Annotated in this window: 14 protein-coding genes; 9 read left to right on the forward strand and 5 right to left on the reverse strand. The window is 69.4% G+C overall.

Annotation, left to right across the window (positions count from 1 at the left end; all coding sequences use genetic code 11):
* The first annotated feature begins 385 nt into the window (after positions 1-385).
* Positions 386-1,108, forward strand: coding sequence for a FadR/GntR family transcriptional regulator (locus ACFU7D_RS13815; RefSeq protein ID WP_378731790.1), 723 nt, complete (start codon positions 386-388; stop codon positions 1,106-1,108).
* The gene (locus ACFU7D_RS13820) at positions 1,105-1,764 is read left to right on the forward strand and encodes a cache domain-containing protein (RefSeq protein WP_378731793.1); all 660 of its coding nucleotides are present in this window, start codon (positions 1,105-1,107) and stop codon (positions 1,762-1,764) included. The genes ACFU7D_RS13815 and ACFU7D_RS13820 overlap by 4 nt, the downstream gene beginning before the upstream one ends.
* On the opposite strand, the gene ACFU7D_RS13825 is transcribed toward ACFU7D_RS13820, so the two are convergent.
* Positions 1,761-3,233 carry a DHA2 family efflux MFS transporter permease subunit gene (locus tag ACFU7D_RS13825; protein WP_378867874.1) on the reverse strand — a complete coding sequence of 491 codons (1,473 nt, stop codon included), beginning with the start codon at positions 3,231-3,233 and terminating at the stop codon, positions 1,761-1,763. The two genes, ACFU7D_RS13820 and ACFU7D_RS13825, sit on opposite strands and share 4 nt — an antisense overlap.
* A 62-nt stretch (positions 3,234-3,295) precedes the next feature.
* Here ACFU7D_RS13825 and ACFU7D_RS13830 point away from each other — a divergent pair, with 62 nt between their 5' ends.
* From ACFU7D_RS13830 to ACFU7D_RS13850, 5 genes are all read left to right on the forward strand, one after another.
* The gene (locus tag ACFU7D_RS13830) at positions 3,296-3,709 is read left to right on the forward strand and encodes a DUF3151 domain-containing protein (RefSeq protein ID WP_378731797.1); all 414 of its coding nucleotides are present in this window, start codon (positions 3,296-3,298) and stop codon (positions 3,707-3,709) included.
* Between the two features lie 81 nt (positions 3,710-3,790).
* Entirely contained in the window at positions 3,791-5,287 is a 1,497-nt protein-coding gene (lysS, locus tag ACFU7D_RS13835; RefSeq protein ID WP_378867908.1) for a lysine--tRNA ligase, read from the forward strand.
* 147 nt (positions 5,288-5,434) lie between these two features.
* On the forward strand, positions 5,435-6,415 hold the full coding sequence (locus ACFU7D_RS13840; RefSeq protein WP_378731799.1) for a helix-turn-helix domain-containing protein: 981 nt from the start codon (positions 5,435-5,437) through the stop codon (positions 6,413-6,415).
* Between the two features lie 155 nt (positions 6,416-6,570).
* Positions 6,571-7,869, forward strand: coding sequence for an adenylosuccinate synthase (locus ACFU7D_RS13845; protein WP_378867876.1), 1,299 nt, complete (start codon positions 6,571-6,573; stop codon positions 7,867-7,869).
* 114 nt (positions 7,870-7,983) lie between these two features.
* Entirely contained in the window at positions 7,984-8,889 is a 906-nt protein-coding gene (locus ACFU7D_RS13850) for a hypothetical protein (RefSeq protein ID WP_378867879.1), read from the forward strand.
* Positions 8,890-8,892: 3 nt separating this feature from the next.
* On the opposite strand, the gene ACFU7D_RS13855 is transcribed toward ACFU7D_RS13850, so the two are convergent.
* From ACFU7D_RS13855 to ACFU7D_RS13865, 3 genes are all read right to left on the reverse strand, one after another.
* Positions 8,893-9,177: a hypothetical protein gene (locus ACFU7D_RS13855; RefSeq protein WP_091045651.1), complete on the reverse strand. Its 285-nt coding sequence runs from the start codon at positions 9,175-9,177 to the stop codon at positions 8,893-8,895.
* 22 nt (positions 9,178-9,199) lie between these two features.
* Entirely contained in the window at positions 9,200-10,486 is a 1,287-nt protein-coding gene (gene purD / locus ACFU7D_RS13860; protein ID WP_378867881.1) for a phosphoribosylamine--glycine ligase, read from the reverse strand.
* A gap of 62 nt (positions 10,487-10,548) precedes the next feature.
* Positions 10,549-11,766 (reverse strand): DUF4032 domain-containing protein, encoded by a 1,218-nt coding sequence (locus tag ACFU7D_RS13865; RefSeq protein ID WP_378867883.1) that lies wholly within the window; start codon positions 11,764-11,766, stop codon positions 10,549-10,551.
* Between the two features lie 39 nt (positions 11,767-11,805).
* Here ACFU7D_RS13865 and purB point away from each other — a divergent pair, with 39 nt between their 5' ends.
* Positions 11,806-13,248 carry an adenylosuccinate lyase gene (gene purB / locus ACFU7D_RS13870; protein ID WP_378867910.1) on the forward strand — a complete coding sequence of 481 codons (1,443 nt, stop codon included), beginning with the start codon at positions 11,806-11,808 and terminating at the stop codon, positions 13,246-13,248.
* A gap of 8 nt (positions 13,249-13,256) precedes the next feature.
* Positions 13,257-13,658: an NUDIX domain-containing protein gene (locus tag ACFU7D_RS13875; protein ID WP_378867912.1), complete on the forward strand. Its 402-nt coding sequence runs from the start codon at positions 13,257-13,259 to the stop codon at positions 13,656-13,658.
* A gap of 50 nt (positions 13,659-13,708) precedes the next feature.
* Here the strand turns inward: ACFU7D_RS13875 and ACFU7D_RS13880 are convergent, their stop codons facing one another.
* Complete coding sequence (locus ACFU7D_RS13880) at positions 13,709-14,026, reverse strand: antibiotic biosynthesis monooxygenase family protein (RefSeq protein ID WP_378867885.1); 318 nt, start codon at positions 14,024-14,026, stop codon at positions 13,709-13,711.
* Positions 14,027-14,058: the final 32 nt, after the last annotated feature.

A 14,058-nucleotide genomic window follows, 5' to 3' on the forward strand; every position in this document is an offset into this window, starting at 1 on the left:
CTCCCCGCCCTGTCGCATTCGCCAGAGCTGTGGTTCGGCCCGATGCTCACCGAGTTACCTCGGTGGGGTCGCACTGACTTCGTGGAGTTCGCCGAAGTCAGTGATCGCTCGCCGAGCTACCTCGGTCAGCATCCATTCGCACAAACGCCCCAAAACCAAGGAGTCGGATGCCCAGCGCCCCCCACAAGCCCTGGACATCCGACGATCTTGGGTGACCGACACCAAGTCTGCGTCAGCCGTGCGCACAGGTTAGGCATAGAAACGCCCATGGATCCAGATAGTTAAGACGAAATTCATGAACTTCTTGTGACGATTCGAACAGAATCGAACAGATCCGGGGGCCGAATCATCTGGATCCATACATTAGGATTTCGGTGTGCGTGTGATGACCTCTCGAGCTCGCGCGGCCATCTTCGCCCCGATCGGCGACGAAGGCCGGGCTGCGCGCGTCGAGAACCGGCTCGCGGAGGCGATCCGCTCCGGCGTGCTCGCGCACGGCGAGCGGCTCCCCAGCGAGCCCGAGCTCGCCCAGATGCTCGGAGTCGCGACGGTCACCGCACGGGAGGCGTTGGTCGCGCTGCGCGCCAAGGGCCTGGTGGTGACGACCCGGGGGCGGGGCGGTGGCTCGTTCGTACGTGCCCCCGAGAGCGGCGACCTCGTCGAGGACCGGCTCGCCGCGATGTCGCGGGTCGAGCTGCGTGACCGGGCGACGGTCTACCTGGTGGTGCTCACCGGGTGTGCGGAGATCGCGGCGGAGCGTACGGACCCCGACGAGGTCGAGGACCTGCGCGACCTGCTGATCCCGCTCAACGTCAGCGACGTGGCCCGTTGGCGCAGCGCCGACAGCGAGCTCTACCTGTCGGTGGCCGCGTTGACCCAGTCGGCCCGGATGACCCGCGAGGTGGTGCGCCAGGAGGCCGACTTCGGCGCGCTGCTCCGGATCCCGCTCAACGAGCCGGGCTTCCGGGAGGCCGCGGCCGTGAGGCATCAGGAGCTTGTCGACGCCCTCGCATCAGGAGATGCTGTGAGGGCACGGGAGAGCGTACGTGAGCATGTCGCCCACTCCCTTGAACGCTTGGCCGAGATCCATGAGGCGGTGCGACGATGACCAGGACCATGACTCCCATCGACTGTGTGACTCAGGTCGAGCAGCATTTCGGACCGATCGTGACCGAGCTCGAGCGCGTACGCAGCGAGGTGGCCGCCCTCTTCGAGACCGGCCCGGTCACCACCGCATCCCTGCGGGAGCGGCTCGAGCCCGGCTCGCTGGAGTTCCTGCGCAATCCCAACCTCATCGGCGGTGGCTTCGTCGTGGCCCCGGGTGTGCTCAGCGATCGCCGGCTCTACCTCGTCTGGTGGCAGGGGGAGGAGCGTGACTTCCTCGGCGACGCCGATGCGCCGGGCACCGGCGAGGCGATCGACTACACCCGCCAGCCCTGGTATCGCACCCCGGAGCGCACGGGCGAGCTGACCCTCGTCGGGCCGTACGTCGACTTCGTCTGCACCGACGAGTACGTCATGACCACGACGATGCCGGTCTACGTCGGGGGCCGCATGGTCGGCGTCGCCGGGGCCGACACCCTGGTCGAGACGCTGGAGACGATGCTGCTGCCGGGGCTGCGCGAGGCCGGCGCGACGCTGGTCAACGGTCACGGCAAGGCGATCGTCTCGGCCGACCCGCAGCTGGCCACCGGTGCCCCGCTCACCACCGCCCGGGACATGATCCCGTGCCGCGGGCTGCCGCTCTCCGTCGCTCTCTCCTAGGCCGGCGGCTTCATCATGTGGCGCGGGGTGGTGAAGAAGAGCACCGCCACGAAGCCGACCGTCAGCGCGATCGCCGGCAGCAACATCGCCTCGGCCATCGCCTGGGAGAATCGCTCGGCGATCTCGATCGGCATCTGGGCACCGGCGCCGCCGGCGCTCTCCGCGCTGGCGTCCAGCCCGTTTGCGGAGATGCGCGCGTCCAGGAGTACGGCGATGGCCGCGGACCCGACCACCGAGCCGACCGTCCGGGTCGTGTTGTAGACGCCCGATCCGGCTCCGGCCTGGTGGGGAGGCAGGTTGCGGGTGGCGGCCGCCGCCAACGGCGCCCACACGAACGCCATCCCGAGGCCCAGCACCCCCATCGGAACGAGGATCTCCCAGACCGCCGAGGTCGGCGTCATCGGCCGGGTGACCCAGAAGACCGCCACGGCGCAGCAGAAGAAGCCGAAGCTGGTGAGCCAGCGGGGGTGAACCCGGTCGTTGAGCCGTCCCACGACCGGGGCGAGTACCAACGAGACCACGGCCATCGGCACCATCAGCAGCGAGGCGTCCAAGGCGTCGTAGCCACGGACGATCTGGGCGTACAGCATCAGCGGGAAGCCCATCGTCGTCGCGGCCATCCCCATGCAGGTGATCCCGATGTTGGCGACCGAGAAGTTGCGGTCGCCGAAGAGCCCGAGCGGCAGCAACGGCTCCTGCTTGTTGTAGGCCTCCCACAGCACGAACAGGCCGAGCACGAAGACGCCGCCGATGACGAGTGTCCAGATGAGGGCGTCCCAGCCCCGCTGCTCGCCGTCCTGCAGGCCGAAGACGAGGCAGAACATGCCGATCCCGCTCAGCACGACGCCCAGCCAGTCGAACACGTGCGAGTGCGTCGGCAGCAGCGGCACCAGCCGCCAGTTGAGGACGAATGCCACCACGCCGACCGGGACGTTGACGAAGAAGATCCACTCCCAGCCGCCGAGATCGACGAGGATGCCGCCGAGGATCGGGCCGACGAGGGTCGCGACGCCGGCCGTGGCGCCCCACAGCGCCATCGCCGCGCCACGGCGGTCCGCCGGGAAGATCCGGGTGATCACCGCCATCGTCTGCGGCGTCATCATGGCCGCGCCGACGCCCTGCACCGCGCGGGCGGCGATCAGCATCGTGATGCTGTCCGAGAGGCCGCACCACAACGAGGCGAGCGTGAAGATCGCCAGGCCGCCGAGGTAGAGCCACTTCGGCCCGAACCGGTCACCGAGACGTCCCATGATCAGCACCGGGACCGCATAGGTCAGCAGGTAGGCGCTGGTCACCCACAGCACCTCGTTGGTGCTCGCGTCCAGCTCCCGCATGATGTCCGGCGTCGCGACGGTCACGATCGTCATGTCGACGAGGATCATGAAGAAGCCGATGCACAGCGCGGCCAGGCTGCGCCACGGGTGTTCCACGGTGCTGCTGGGAGTCTGCGACGCCGTCGTTTCGGTCATGAGCACAGTCAACACCCGACCACCGACTTTTGGTGTCGGTGGTCGCGGGCACAATGGTCGGCATGACCCACCAGGACCTGATGGCCGGACCGCCGCCGACCCACCTTCCCGCCGACCCCGCGACCGACGAGCTGGTCGCCGGCACCGAGCCCGCCGAGGTCGTACGCCGCCACCCGGCCTCGCCCGCCGCCTGGGCCGCGCTCGCCCTGGCCGCCAAGGAGGCCGGAGCCGAGGACGTGACCATCTACGCCTACGCCCGCGTCGGCTACCACCGCTCGCTCGACATGCTGCGCCGCAACGGCTGGAAGGGCCACGGCCCGGTGCCGTGGGAGCACGAGCCCAACCGCGGCTTCCTGACCAGCCTCGCCCTCCTCGCCGAGCAGGCCAAGGCGATCGGCGAGACCGAGGAGTGGGAGCGCTGCAGCGGGTTCCTGCGCGACAGCAGCCCGACGGCATACGACACGCTTCTCGGCTGAACTACCGAATCGCGTCGGACCAGCGATCTCGCCTAGCCTTGACCCGTGACTGAGCAGACCACCAACGCGCCCGCTGAGCCCATTGATGGGCCAGACCTGAACGAGCAGATGATCGTTCGGCGCGAGAAGCGTGAGCGTCTGCTGGCCGAGGGCAAGAAGGCGTACGCCATCGGGGTCGGCCGCACCCACACGCTCGCCGAGGTGCGCGAGGCCTACGAGGACGAGCTCGAGGCCGGCGACGAGACCCAGGACGTGGTCACCGTCGCCGGTCGGGTGATGTTCGTCCGCAACACCGGAAAGCTCGCCTTCGCGACGCTGCAGGAGGGCATCGGCACCCGGCTCCAGGTGATGCTCTCGCTCGCCGAGGTGGGCGAGGAGTCGCTCGCCGAGTGGAAGAGCCTGGTCGACCTCGGTGACCACGTCGCCGTCACCGGCCGGGTGATCTCCTCGCGGCGCGGTGAGCTCTCCATCATGGCCTCGAGCTGGGAGATGGCGTCCAAGGCGCTGCGGCCGCTGCCGGTGCTCCACAAGGACCTCTCCGAGGAGGCCCGGGTCCGGCAGCGCTACGCCGACCTGATCGTGCGCCAGGAGGCGCGCGACATGGTGCGTACGCGCGCGAAGATCACCCAGGCGATCCGCCGCCGCCTGGAGGACGACGGCTACCTCGAGGTCGAGACGCCAGTCCTGCAGCTCATCCACGGTGGCGCGCACGCGCGGCCGTTCAACACCCACATGAACGCGTTCGACCAGCCGATGACGCTGCGCATCGCGCTCGAGCTCAACCTCAAGAAGGCGGTCGTCGGCGGCGTCGACAAGGTCTACGAGATCGGCCGGATCTTCCGCAACGAGGGCGTCGACTCCACCCACAGCCCCGAGTTCACGATGATCGAGGCCTACCAGGCCTACGGCGACCAGTTCACCATCGCCGAGCAGATGCGGCAGATGTACCTCGCCGCTGCCGACGCGGTCGGCTCGCGCCAGGTCGCTGTGCCCAACTCCGAGGGCGAGGCCAGCGTCATCGACCTCGACGGCGAGTGGAAGTGGCTGCCGGTCTACGAGGGTGTCTCCGAGGTCGTGGGCGTCGAGGTCACGCCCGACACCGACGTCGACACGCTCAAGGCGCTGGCCGACAAGCACGACGTCGAGCTCGACCCGGCCTGGGACGCGGCCAAGATCGTCATGGAGCTGTGCGGCGAGCTCGTGGAGCCCAACCTGATCCAGCCGACCTTCCTCTGCGACTTCCCGGCGATCGCCCAGCCGCTGGCGCGGATCAACGACGAGGAGCCGGGCAAGGTGCTCGCCTGGGACCTGATCATCGGCGGCGTCGAGCGTGGCACCGGCTTCACCGAGCTGATCGACCCGGTCGTCCAGCGCGAGGTGCTCACGCAGCAGTCGCTCCTCGCCGCCGGCGGCGACCCCGAGGCGATGCAGCTCGACGAGGACTTCCTGCGGGCGCTGGAGTACGGCGCCCCGCCGATGGGTGGTCTCGGCCTCGGCCTGGACCGGGCGATCATGCTCTTCACCGGTGCCGGGATCCGCGAAACGATCCTTTTCCCGCTGCTCAAGCCGGAAGCGTAGCTCTCCGCTGGTCGAGCCGCCGGAGCCGCTAGGCGGAGGCGTGTCGAGGCCAACACGGCCACCGTCCGCGCTCGAAGGCACCGTGTTGGTCTCGACACCGCTCGCTAGCGCTCGCGGGCTCGACCAGCGGAGCCTAAAGTGCCAGGTATGGAGAACGGCCGGTCGCAGACGCTGATGACCGCGCTCGGGTTCGACCCGGACGCCGCGCAGCTCTACAGCCGTCTCCTCCCGCTCAACGGGTGGCCGTTCGTGGTCGTCGCGGCGACGCTGTCGACCTCCGAGGAGGAGCTGCTGGAGGAGGCCGCGCCGCTGGTCGAGAGCGGTGTCGTCTCCATCGGTGAGACCTTGACCGTGCTCAGCCCGACGGCAGTGGTCGCCCACATGCTGGAGCGGGCCGCGACCAGGGCGCAGGACGCCCACGACCACCTGCTCAAGATCTCCCAGTCGGTCCCGTACGTCGCAGGCACCGCCGCACGGCTCCCGGCCCAGATCGGCGAGGAGCACCCGATCGAGGGTGAGGTGATCGCGACAGAGTTCACGCCGGAGACCTTCGAACGGCTGGTCTCGGCAACGTCGGGCGACATGATGTGGCTGCGTCCGGCGGTGACCGTGCATCCCTCGGAGATGCGGTTCATCTCGGTCATCGAGTCGACGATCAAGTCGGGTCGCCGGTGCCGTGGCATCTACCCGGTGGCGGCTCTGAAGCACTCACCCGAGGTGCTGCGGATGCGGGTGGAGATCGGTGAGGAGATCCGGATCCTGCCGCGCGTCGGCACCCACCTGATGGTGGTCGGCAGCACCCACGCGATGTTCCCGGACCCGCTCGGCCCGGTGGAGCAGCCGATCATCAACGTACGCCAGCGAGGCATCGTCGAGGTGGTGACCAGCTACTTCGAAGAGCTGTGGCGCCGTGCGCTTCCGGCGGCCGAGCTGGAGGACCTGCCGAACGCCGAGCGCCGCCTGTTGCTCGCCGAGCTGGCCAGCGGAGCCCAGGACGAGCAGATCGCCCGAAGGCTGGGGGTCTCGCTGCGTACGGTCCGGCGACGGGTCGCCGAACTGCTCGAGGAGCTCGGTGCGACCTCGCGGTTCGAGGCGGGCGTGGAGGCCGCACGGCGAGCCTGGCTGTGACGTACGGGCCCGAATTTGCTAGCGTGTGGTCGCAAGAGCCCTGGTCTTGCCAGGGCTTTTCGCATTGCAGAGCATCCAGCACACACACTAGGTAATGGTGCGTTGAGCAGCCGCCGCACGGCGGAGGGACTCCGTCCGGAGCGAAGGAGCAACACATGCCCGCGATCACGATCATCGGCGCCCAATGGGGCGACGAAGGCAAGGGCAAGGCGACCGATCTGCTCGGTGAGCACGTCGACTACGTCGTGAAGTTCAACGGCGGCAACAACGCCGGCCACACCGTCGTCATTCGCCAAGAGGACGGCCGGAGCGAGAAGTACGCCCTCCACCTGCTGCCCAGCGGCATCCTGACCGCCGGTGTGACGCCGGTGATCGGCAACGGCGTCGTCGTCGACCTCGCGGTCCTCTTCGAGGAGCTGACCGGTCTGGAGCAGCGCGGCGTCGACATCTCCAAGCTGAAGCTGTCGGCCAGCGCCCACGTCATCGCCGACTACAACCGCCAGCTCGACAAGGTCACCGAGCGCTTCCTCGGCTCGCGCAAGATCGGCACCACCGGCCGCGGCATCGGACCGACCTACGCCGACAAGGTCAACCGCATCGGCATCCGCGTCCAGGACCTCTTCGACGAGTCGATCCTGCGCGGCAAGGTCGAGGGCGCGCTCGAGCTGAAGAACCAGCTCCTCGGGAAGGTCTACAACCGGCGCGGCTTCACCGTCGAGGCGATCGTCGACGACCTGCTGTCCTACGCGGACCGGATCGCCCCGATGGTCTGCGACACCGGCCTGCTGCTCAACCAGGCGCTCGACCGGGGCGAGACCGTGCTGCTCGAGGGCGGCCAGGCGACCCTGCTCGACGTCGACCACGGCACCTACCCCTTCGTGACCTCCTCCAACGCCACCTCGGGTGGCGCCTGCACCGGCTCCGGGATCCCGCCGACGCGGATCGACCGCGTGATCGGGATCGTGAAGGCCTACACCACGCGTGTGGGCGAGGGGCCGTTCCCGACCGAGCTCTTCGACGAGTCCGGCGCCTACCTGGCCGAGAACGGCCACGAGTTCGGCACGACCACCGGGCGTCCGCGTCGCTGTGGCTGGTACGACGCGGTCATCGCCCGCTACGCCGCCCGCGTCAACGGCGTCACCGACTTCGTCCTCACCAAGCTGGACGTGCTCGGCGGCCTCGACGAGATCCCGGTGTGCGTCGCGTACGACGTCGACGGTGTCCGCCACGACGAGATGCCCGTCAACCAGTCCGACTTCCACCACGCCAAGCCGATCTTCGAGACGCTGCCGGGCTGGAAGGAAGACATCTCGGGGGCGCGGTCGTTCGCCGACCTCCCGGCCAACGCGCAGGCGTACGTGAAGTTCGTCGAGGAGATCTCCGGCGCCCCGATGTCCGTCATCGGTGTCGGCCCGGCCCGCGACGAGACGGTCATCATCAACTCGCTGACGTGAGGTTGTGAAGCTGAGAGTGGCCTATAGGTCACTCTCAGCTTCACAACTCCTGGTTATCCACAACCCATCGCCTTTGTCGTTGCTGCATCTCTCCGAGTGGGGTCCTATGGGGGCATGGGGGATCGGGGATGGCGAGCGGTCGCTGAGGCGCAGGGTGGGCTGATCACTCGGGCGCAGCTGGCCGAGGCGGGGATGACGCGGTGGAGCGTTGCGCATCGGATCGAGTCGGATCGGTGGCAGCTGTTGTCGCCGACCGTGATCGGGACGACCACCGGTGAGCTCGGAGACGAGCAGAGGATCTGGCATGCGGTTCTCCACGCCGGCGACGGCGCGATGGCCGGAGGCATCACCGCGGCGTCGCTCGCGGGACTGGAGAACTGGCACAGGGACGAGATCACTGTCTTGGTGCCCTACGCACGTGGGCGGCCCGGCGCGCTCGCGAATGTTCGTTTCGTGAGGATCCGGCGATCGTTGCGTCCGGTGGGTTCACCGCCGCGGGTTCGCATCGAGCCGGCGGTGCTGCTGTTTGCCGCCGCAGATCGGTCTGAGCGGACTGCCCAGGGCGTGATCGCGGCCGTGGTCCAGCAGCAGCTGACCAGTCCGGAGAGTCTGCTCGAGTGGCTCGACCGCCTGGCGCCGCTACGACGCGCGTCGACGTTGCGTCGGGCGATCGAGGACGTCGAGGGAGGTGCTCAGTCGCTCGCCGAGATGGACGTCAGGCGCATGTGTCGCAGCTTCGGGTTGGCGAAACCCACCCGCCAGGTGAAGCGCCGGGATGCGGATGGGCGGGTTCGCTACACCGACTGCGAGTGGCAGCTGCCGGACGGGCGCACTCTCGTGCTCGAGGTCGACGGGGGCTTCCACATGGAGGCCGAGCACTGGGAGGACGACCTGGCCCGACAGCGTGCCCTGGCGTCGACGAACCGCATCATCGTCCGATGCACGGCTCGCGAGCTTCGTGACGAGCCGGAACGGGTGGCGCGGGATCTGCTGGCGCTGGGGGTTCCGGTCGCAGCGTGAGGGTCAGGTCGCCGGGCGGCGGATGGTGACCCGCCCGGCCTTCAGGTCCACCCCGTGGGCGGGGTCGTCGCCGTCGGGCGACGGAATGACGTGCCCGATGTTGTCCTGGTCCTTGAGGTCGCGCGCGGCGCGGGCGTTGCCGGGGTCGAAGACGTCGATGAAGTTGCCGAGACCGTCGCCGATCCCGGCGGAGACGCCGCGCCGCGAGGAGCGTAGGGCCCTGTTGCAGGCCGCGATGATCAGGCCGAGCACGAGAACAACGGCGACGCCGAACACGACCCAGGTCATGTCCGGCAGGCTACGCCGATGCTCAAAGCAGCGACGCGCCCTCGACGACCCCGAGCGGCTCGGCCGCGATGTCGGAGCGCCGCTGGAGCCCGTCGAAGGTGATCAGGTCGGCGGCTGCGTACGCCCGCGAGCGCGCGTCGTCGATGTCGTAGCCCTTCGCGCGGACCGCCAGCACCCGACCTCCCGCGGTGACCAGGTGGCGGTGATCGGGCTCCTCGGGGGTGGAGGCGTCGACGATCGCGGTGCCGGCGTGGATCACGTCGACGTCGTTGATCGAGTTGGCGTTGCCCGCGCCGGTGATGACGTCGCCCTTCGAGGAGGACTCCGGGTAACCCGCCGAGGCCAGCACGACGGTCACCGAGGCACCGTCGGAGAAGGTCGGCGCCGCGACGGTCTCCAGCGCGCCCGTGGCGGCCGCGAGGAGCAGGTCGGCGAGGGAGGACTCCAGAAGAGCGAGGACGGGCTGGATGTCGGGATCGCCGAACCGGCAGTTGAACTCGATCACCTTCGGACCCTTGGCGGTCAGCGAGAGCCCGACGTAGAGGCACCCGACGAACGGGGCGCCGCGCTTCTCCATCTCGGCGAGCGTCGGCCCGACCACGGAGGCCAGCACCACCTCGGCCAGGTCGGGCTGGGCCCACGGCAGCGGTGAGTAGGAACCCATCCCGCCGGTGTTGCCGCCCTTGCCGCCGTCGAAGATCCGCTTGAAGTCCTGCGCCGGCTGCAGCGCGTAGGCCCGGGTGCCGTCGCAGATCGCGAACACCGAGACCTCCGGGCCGTCGAGGAACTCCTCGATGACGACCCGCTCGCAGGCGGCCGCGTGGGCCAGCGCCTCGTCGCGGTCCTTCGTCACGACGACGCCCTTGCCCGCGGCCAGAGCGTCGTCCTTGACGACGTAGGGAGCGCCGAACTCGTCCAGGGCGGCGGCCGCCTCCTGGGGCGTGGTCGCCACCCGCGAGCCAGCGGTCGGTACGCCGGCCGCGGACATCACGTCCTTCGAGAACGCCTTCGACCCCTCGAGCTGCGCGCCGGCCCGCGACGGCCCGAAGACCGCGATCCCCGCTTCGCGAACCGCGTCGGCGACCCCGGCCACCAGCGGTGCCTCGGGACCGACGACGACCAGGTCGACGCCGAGCTCGCCCGCCAGGGCGGCGATCGCCGGACCGGACATGATGTCCACGTCCCGAAGCGTCGCGAAGGCGGCGATCCCGGGATTCCCGGGTGCGGCGTACACCTCGTTCCCCTCCTGGGAGAGCTTCAGAGCGAGCGCGTGCTCACGACCACCGGTGCCGACGACGAGGATCTTCACGAGGCCACCTTAAGCGCCTCGGGGTTGTGAAGCTGAGAGTGGTCTATAGGTCACTCTCAGCTTCACAACTCCGAGCTCGGTGGGGTGACGGCCTCGTCGGGGCGGTGCTGGATGACGTCCTCGTAGTAGGACTCGGCGGCGTTGATGAGCTTGACCCACTCGCCGGCGAACTGGGAGAGCACCCAGCGGTGCTCGAGGATCTCGTGGAACGTCTGCGCCGCGGTGAGCTTGGCGGCGGCGCCGGGCGGCCGCATCGAGACGATGGGCTCGTAGACCTCGCGCAGCCAGCGGCTCGCGGCGACCTCGATCGGCCGGTCGCCGAGCTCGCGGGTGGCGCGGAAGGCGGAGATGTCGTTGAGGATCCGCCGTGCCTGAGCGTCCTGGACGTCGAGCCCGGTCAGCGTACGCAGCTCGCGGCGGTGGTGGCCGAGCTCGACCACCCGCGGGCGGAGGGCCACGGTGTCGCCGTCCTCGCTGGTGGTGATGTCGAGCTCCTCGACGTCGAAGCCGAGGTCGTGGAGGCGCTCGATGCGCTGCTCGATGTGCCACATCTCCTCCGCGGAGAAGACCTGCTCCTCGGTGAGCTCGCGCCACAGCGCGTCATAGCGGCTCTGCAGCCGCTCGACGATCGCGTCGATCGGGAAGGCCTCCGGCAGCGACTCGCTCGCCTGCAGGTCGAGCAGCTCGCCGTAGATGTTCTGGTAGGCGACGTCGAGGTCGTACTCCCGCAGCCGGTCGGAGAGCTCGGGCTTCAGCTCACCGGTCTCGGCATCGACCAGGTAGGCGGCGAAGCCGGCCGCGTCGCGCACGAACAGGACGTTCGACAAGGACACGTCGCCCCAGTAGAAGCCGGCCAGGTGGAGGCGTACGAGCAGGACGACGAGGGCGTCGATCAGGCTCGGCAGCCGGTCGGCGGCCAGGCCCCGCTCGAACAGGGCGCGGTAGGGGAGCGAGTAGGTGAGGTGCTCGGTCATCAGCGCGGCGTTGAGGTCGTTGCCGTCGCGGTCCTTGCGCCCGGTGACGACGCTCTTGGCGACCACGGTCGGCAGGCCGAGGCGCTGGAGCTCGCGCAGCATGTCGTACTCGCGGCGGGCGATGTCGGCCTGGGTCTCCTTGACCGCGTAGATGTTGTTGCGCACCCGCACGATGCGTACGACATGGCGACTCAGCCCGCGGGTCAGGGGCACCACGACGTCGTCCGGCCAGTCCTCCAGGGGGAGTGACCAGGGCAGGGTGTAGATCGCCGGATCGGGCCGGCTGGCGAGGATCCGCAGGGCCATACCGCCACGTTAGTGGGGGTGGGCATGGAGCATGGGAGAATATCCGCCGTGACTGTGGTGCCCAACGTTCTCGCCAACCGCTATGCCGCGGCCGACCTCGCCGGGATCTGGAGTCCCGAGCACAAGATCGTCCTGGAGCGTCAGCTCTGGGTCGCGGTGCTCAAGGCCCAAAGGGATCTCGGCATCGACGTCCCCGACGGGGTGGTGGAGGCGTACGAGAAGGTCGTCGCCCAGGGTGAGTCCGGTGTCGACCTCGACTCGATCGCGGCCCGTGAGCGGATCACCCGCCACGACGTGAAGGCGCGGATCGAGGAGTTCGCCGCGCTGGCCGGCCACGAGCACATTCACAAGGGCATGACCAGCCGCGACCTGACCGAGAACGTCGAGCAGCTCCAGGTCCTCTCCAGCCTGAAGCTGATCCGCGACCGTGCCGTCGCGACGCTGGCCCGCCTGGCGCGGCTCGCGACCGAGCACGAGACCACCGTGATGGCCGGCCGCAGCCACAACGTCGCGGCCCAGGCGACGACGCTCGGCAAGCGGTTCGCGACCGTCGCCGACGAGATGCTGGTCGGGCTCCAGCGGCTCGAGGAGCTCATCGCCCGCTACCCGCTGCGCGGGATCAAGGGCCCGATGGGCACCGCCCAGGACATGCTCGACCTGCTCGACGGTGACGCGGACAAGCTCGCGGTGCTCGAGGAGCGGGTCGCGGCCCACCTCGGCTTCGAGAACGTCTTCACCAGCGTCGGCCAGGTCTACCCGCGCTCCCTCGACTTCGACGCGGTCTCGGCGCTGGTCCAGCTGATCTCCGGTCCGTCCAACCTGTCGACCACTATCCGGCTGATGGCCGGCAACGAGCTGGTCACCGAGGGCTTCAAGGAGGGCCAGGTCGGCTCGAGCGCGATGCCGCACAAGATGAACTCGCGCTCCACCGAGCGGGTCAACGGCCTCTCGGTCGTGCTCCGCGGCTACCTCTCGATGATCTCCGAGCTGGCCGGCGACCAGTGGAACGAGGGCGACGTCTCCGACTCGGTCGTGCGCCGGGTCGCGCTCCCGGACGCCTTCTTCGCCGCCGACGGCCTCTTCCAGACCTTCCTGACGGTCTTGGACGAGTTCGGGGCGTTCCCCGCGGTCATCCAGCGCGAGCTCGACCGTTACCTGCCGTTCCTGGCGACCACCAAGGTCCTGATGGCCGCCGTCCGCAACGGCGTCGGTCGCGAGGAGGCGCACGAGGCGATCAAGGAGGCCGCCGTCGGCACCGCGCTGTCGATGCGCAAGGGCCAGGTGGAGAACGACGTCTTCGCCAAGCTCGGCGCCGACCCGCGCTTGGGCCTGACCGAGGACCAGATCCAGTCGCTCGTCGCGGCGCCGATCGAGTTCACCGGTGCCGCCGTCGCGCAGGTCCAGGAGGTCGTACGCCGCGTGGAAGCCGTCACCGCCCGCCACCCCGAGGCAGCCGCCTACGTGCCCGGCGGGATCCTCTGAGCCCGGTGATGGGTCCCGTGATCACCGTCGCGGCGGTCGTCTTCCGCGATGGCGAGGGCCGGATGCTGACCGTCCGCAAGAACGGCACCGCGAGCTTCATGCTCCCCGGCGGAAAGCTGGAGCCGGGGGAGTCGGCCGCGCAGGCGGCCGTCCGCGAGGTGGCGGAGGAGCTCGGCGTACGGCTCCGGGTCGAGGACCTCACCCTGCTCGGTGAGTTCGAGGCGGCCGCCGCCAACGAGCCCGGTCATCTGGTGCGCTCGACGGTCTTCACCTGGACCGGCGAGGTGACGCCGGACGCCGCTGCCGAGATCGCGGAGCTGCGCTGGGCGACGCTCGCCGAGATCACCGAGGGCGCCGACTTCGCCCCGCTGACCAGGGAGTACGTCGTCCCCGCCCTCCAGCCGGCCTGAGCAGGTCCTGGAGCGCCGAGGAGGCTTCAGCATCACCGGCGCCTCCGACGTCAGGCCGGCTTGACGTCCAGCACGACCTCGAACTCCAGCAGGTCGGCGCCGGTGGAGACCGGCTTGCGCGGTGCCTCGCCCGGTGGGGTCGCGTGGGCGGCCCGGGCGTCCCCGTCGCGCCAGGCAGCGAAGGACTCCTCGGAGTCCCACTGGGTGACGACGAAGTAGCGGTCGTCGCCGGCGACCGGGCGCAGCAGCTGGAAGCCGAGGAAGCCGGGCGACTTGTCGACCGTCCCCGCCCGGGCCGCGAACCGCTTCTCGAGCTCGGCGCCCGCACCCTCCGGAACCTGGATTGCATTGATCTTCACCACAGACATGCCGCAAACCTATGCGAGGGCTGGGGACGTGG

Source organism: Nocardioides sp. NPDC057577, from assembly GCF_042801335.1.
GTDB lineage: Bacteria > Actinomycetota > Actinomycetes > Propionibacteriales > Nocardioidaceae > Nocardioides.

Bases quoted from the DNA above. Each gene is read 5' to 3' on its own strand.
- ACFU7D_RS13815 (WP_378731790.1), top strand. From the start codon at position 386: ATGACCTCTCGAGCTCGCGCGGCCATCTTCGCCCCGATCGGCGACGAA.
- ACFU7D_RS13820 (WP_378731793.1), top strand. From the start codon at position 1,105: ATGACCAGGACCATGACTCCCATCGACTGTGTGACTCAGGTCGAGCAG.
- ACFU7D_RS13825 (WP_378867874.1), bottom strand. From the start codon at position 3,233: ATGACCGAAACGACGGCGTCGCAGACTCCCAGCAGCACCGTGGAACAC.
- ACFU7D_RS13830 (WP_378731797.1), top strand. From the start codon at position 3,296: ATGACCCACCAGGACCTGATGGCCGGACCGCCGCCGACCCACCTTCCC.
- ACFU7D_RS13840 (WP_378731799.1), top strand. From the start codon at position 5,435: ATGGAGAACGGCCGGTCGCAGACGCTGATGACCGCGCTCGGGTTCGAC.
- ACFU7D_RS13845 (WP_378867876.1), top strand. From the start codon at position 6,571: ATGCCCGCGATCACGATCATCGGCGCCCAATGGGGCGACGAAGGCAAG.
- ACFU7D_RS13850 (WP_378867879.1), top strand. From the start codon at position 7,984: ATGGGGGATCGGGGATGGCGAGCGGTCGCTGAGGCGCAGGGTGGGCTG.
- ACFU7D_RS13855 (WP_091045651.1), bottom strand. From the start codon at position 9,177: ATGACCTGGGTCGTGTTCGGCGTCGCCGTTGTTCTCGTGCTCGGCCTG.
- ACFU7D_RS13865 (WP_378867883.1), bottom strand. From the start codon at position 11,766: ATGGCCCTGCGGATCCTCGCCAGCCGGCCCGATCCGGCGATCTACACC.
- ACFU7D_RS13875 (WP_378867912.1), top strand. From the start codon at position 13,257: ATGGGTCCCGTGATCACCGTCGCGGCGGTCGTCTTCCGCGATGGCGAG.
- ACFU7D_RS13880 (WP_378867885.1), bottom strand. From the start codon at position 14,026: ATGTCTGTGGTGAAGATCAATGCAATCCAGGTTCCGGAGGGTGCGGGC.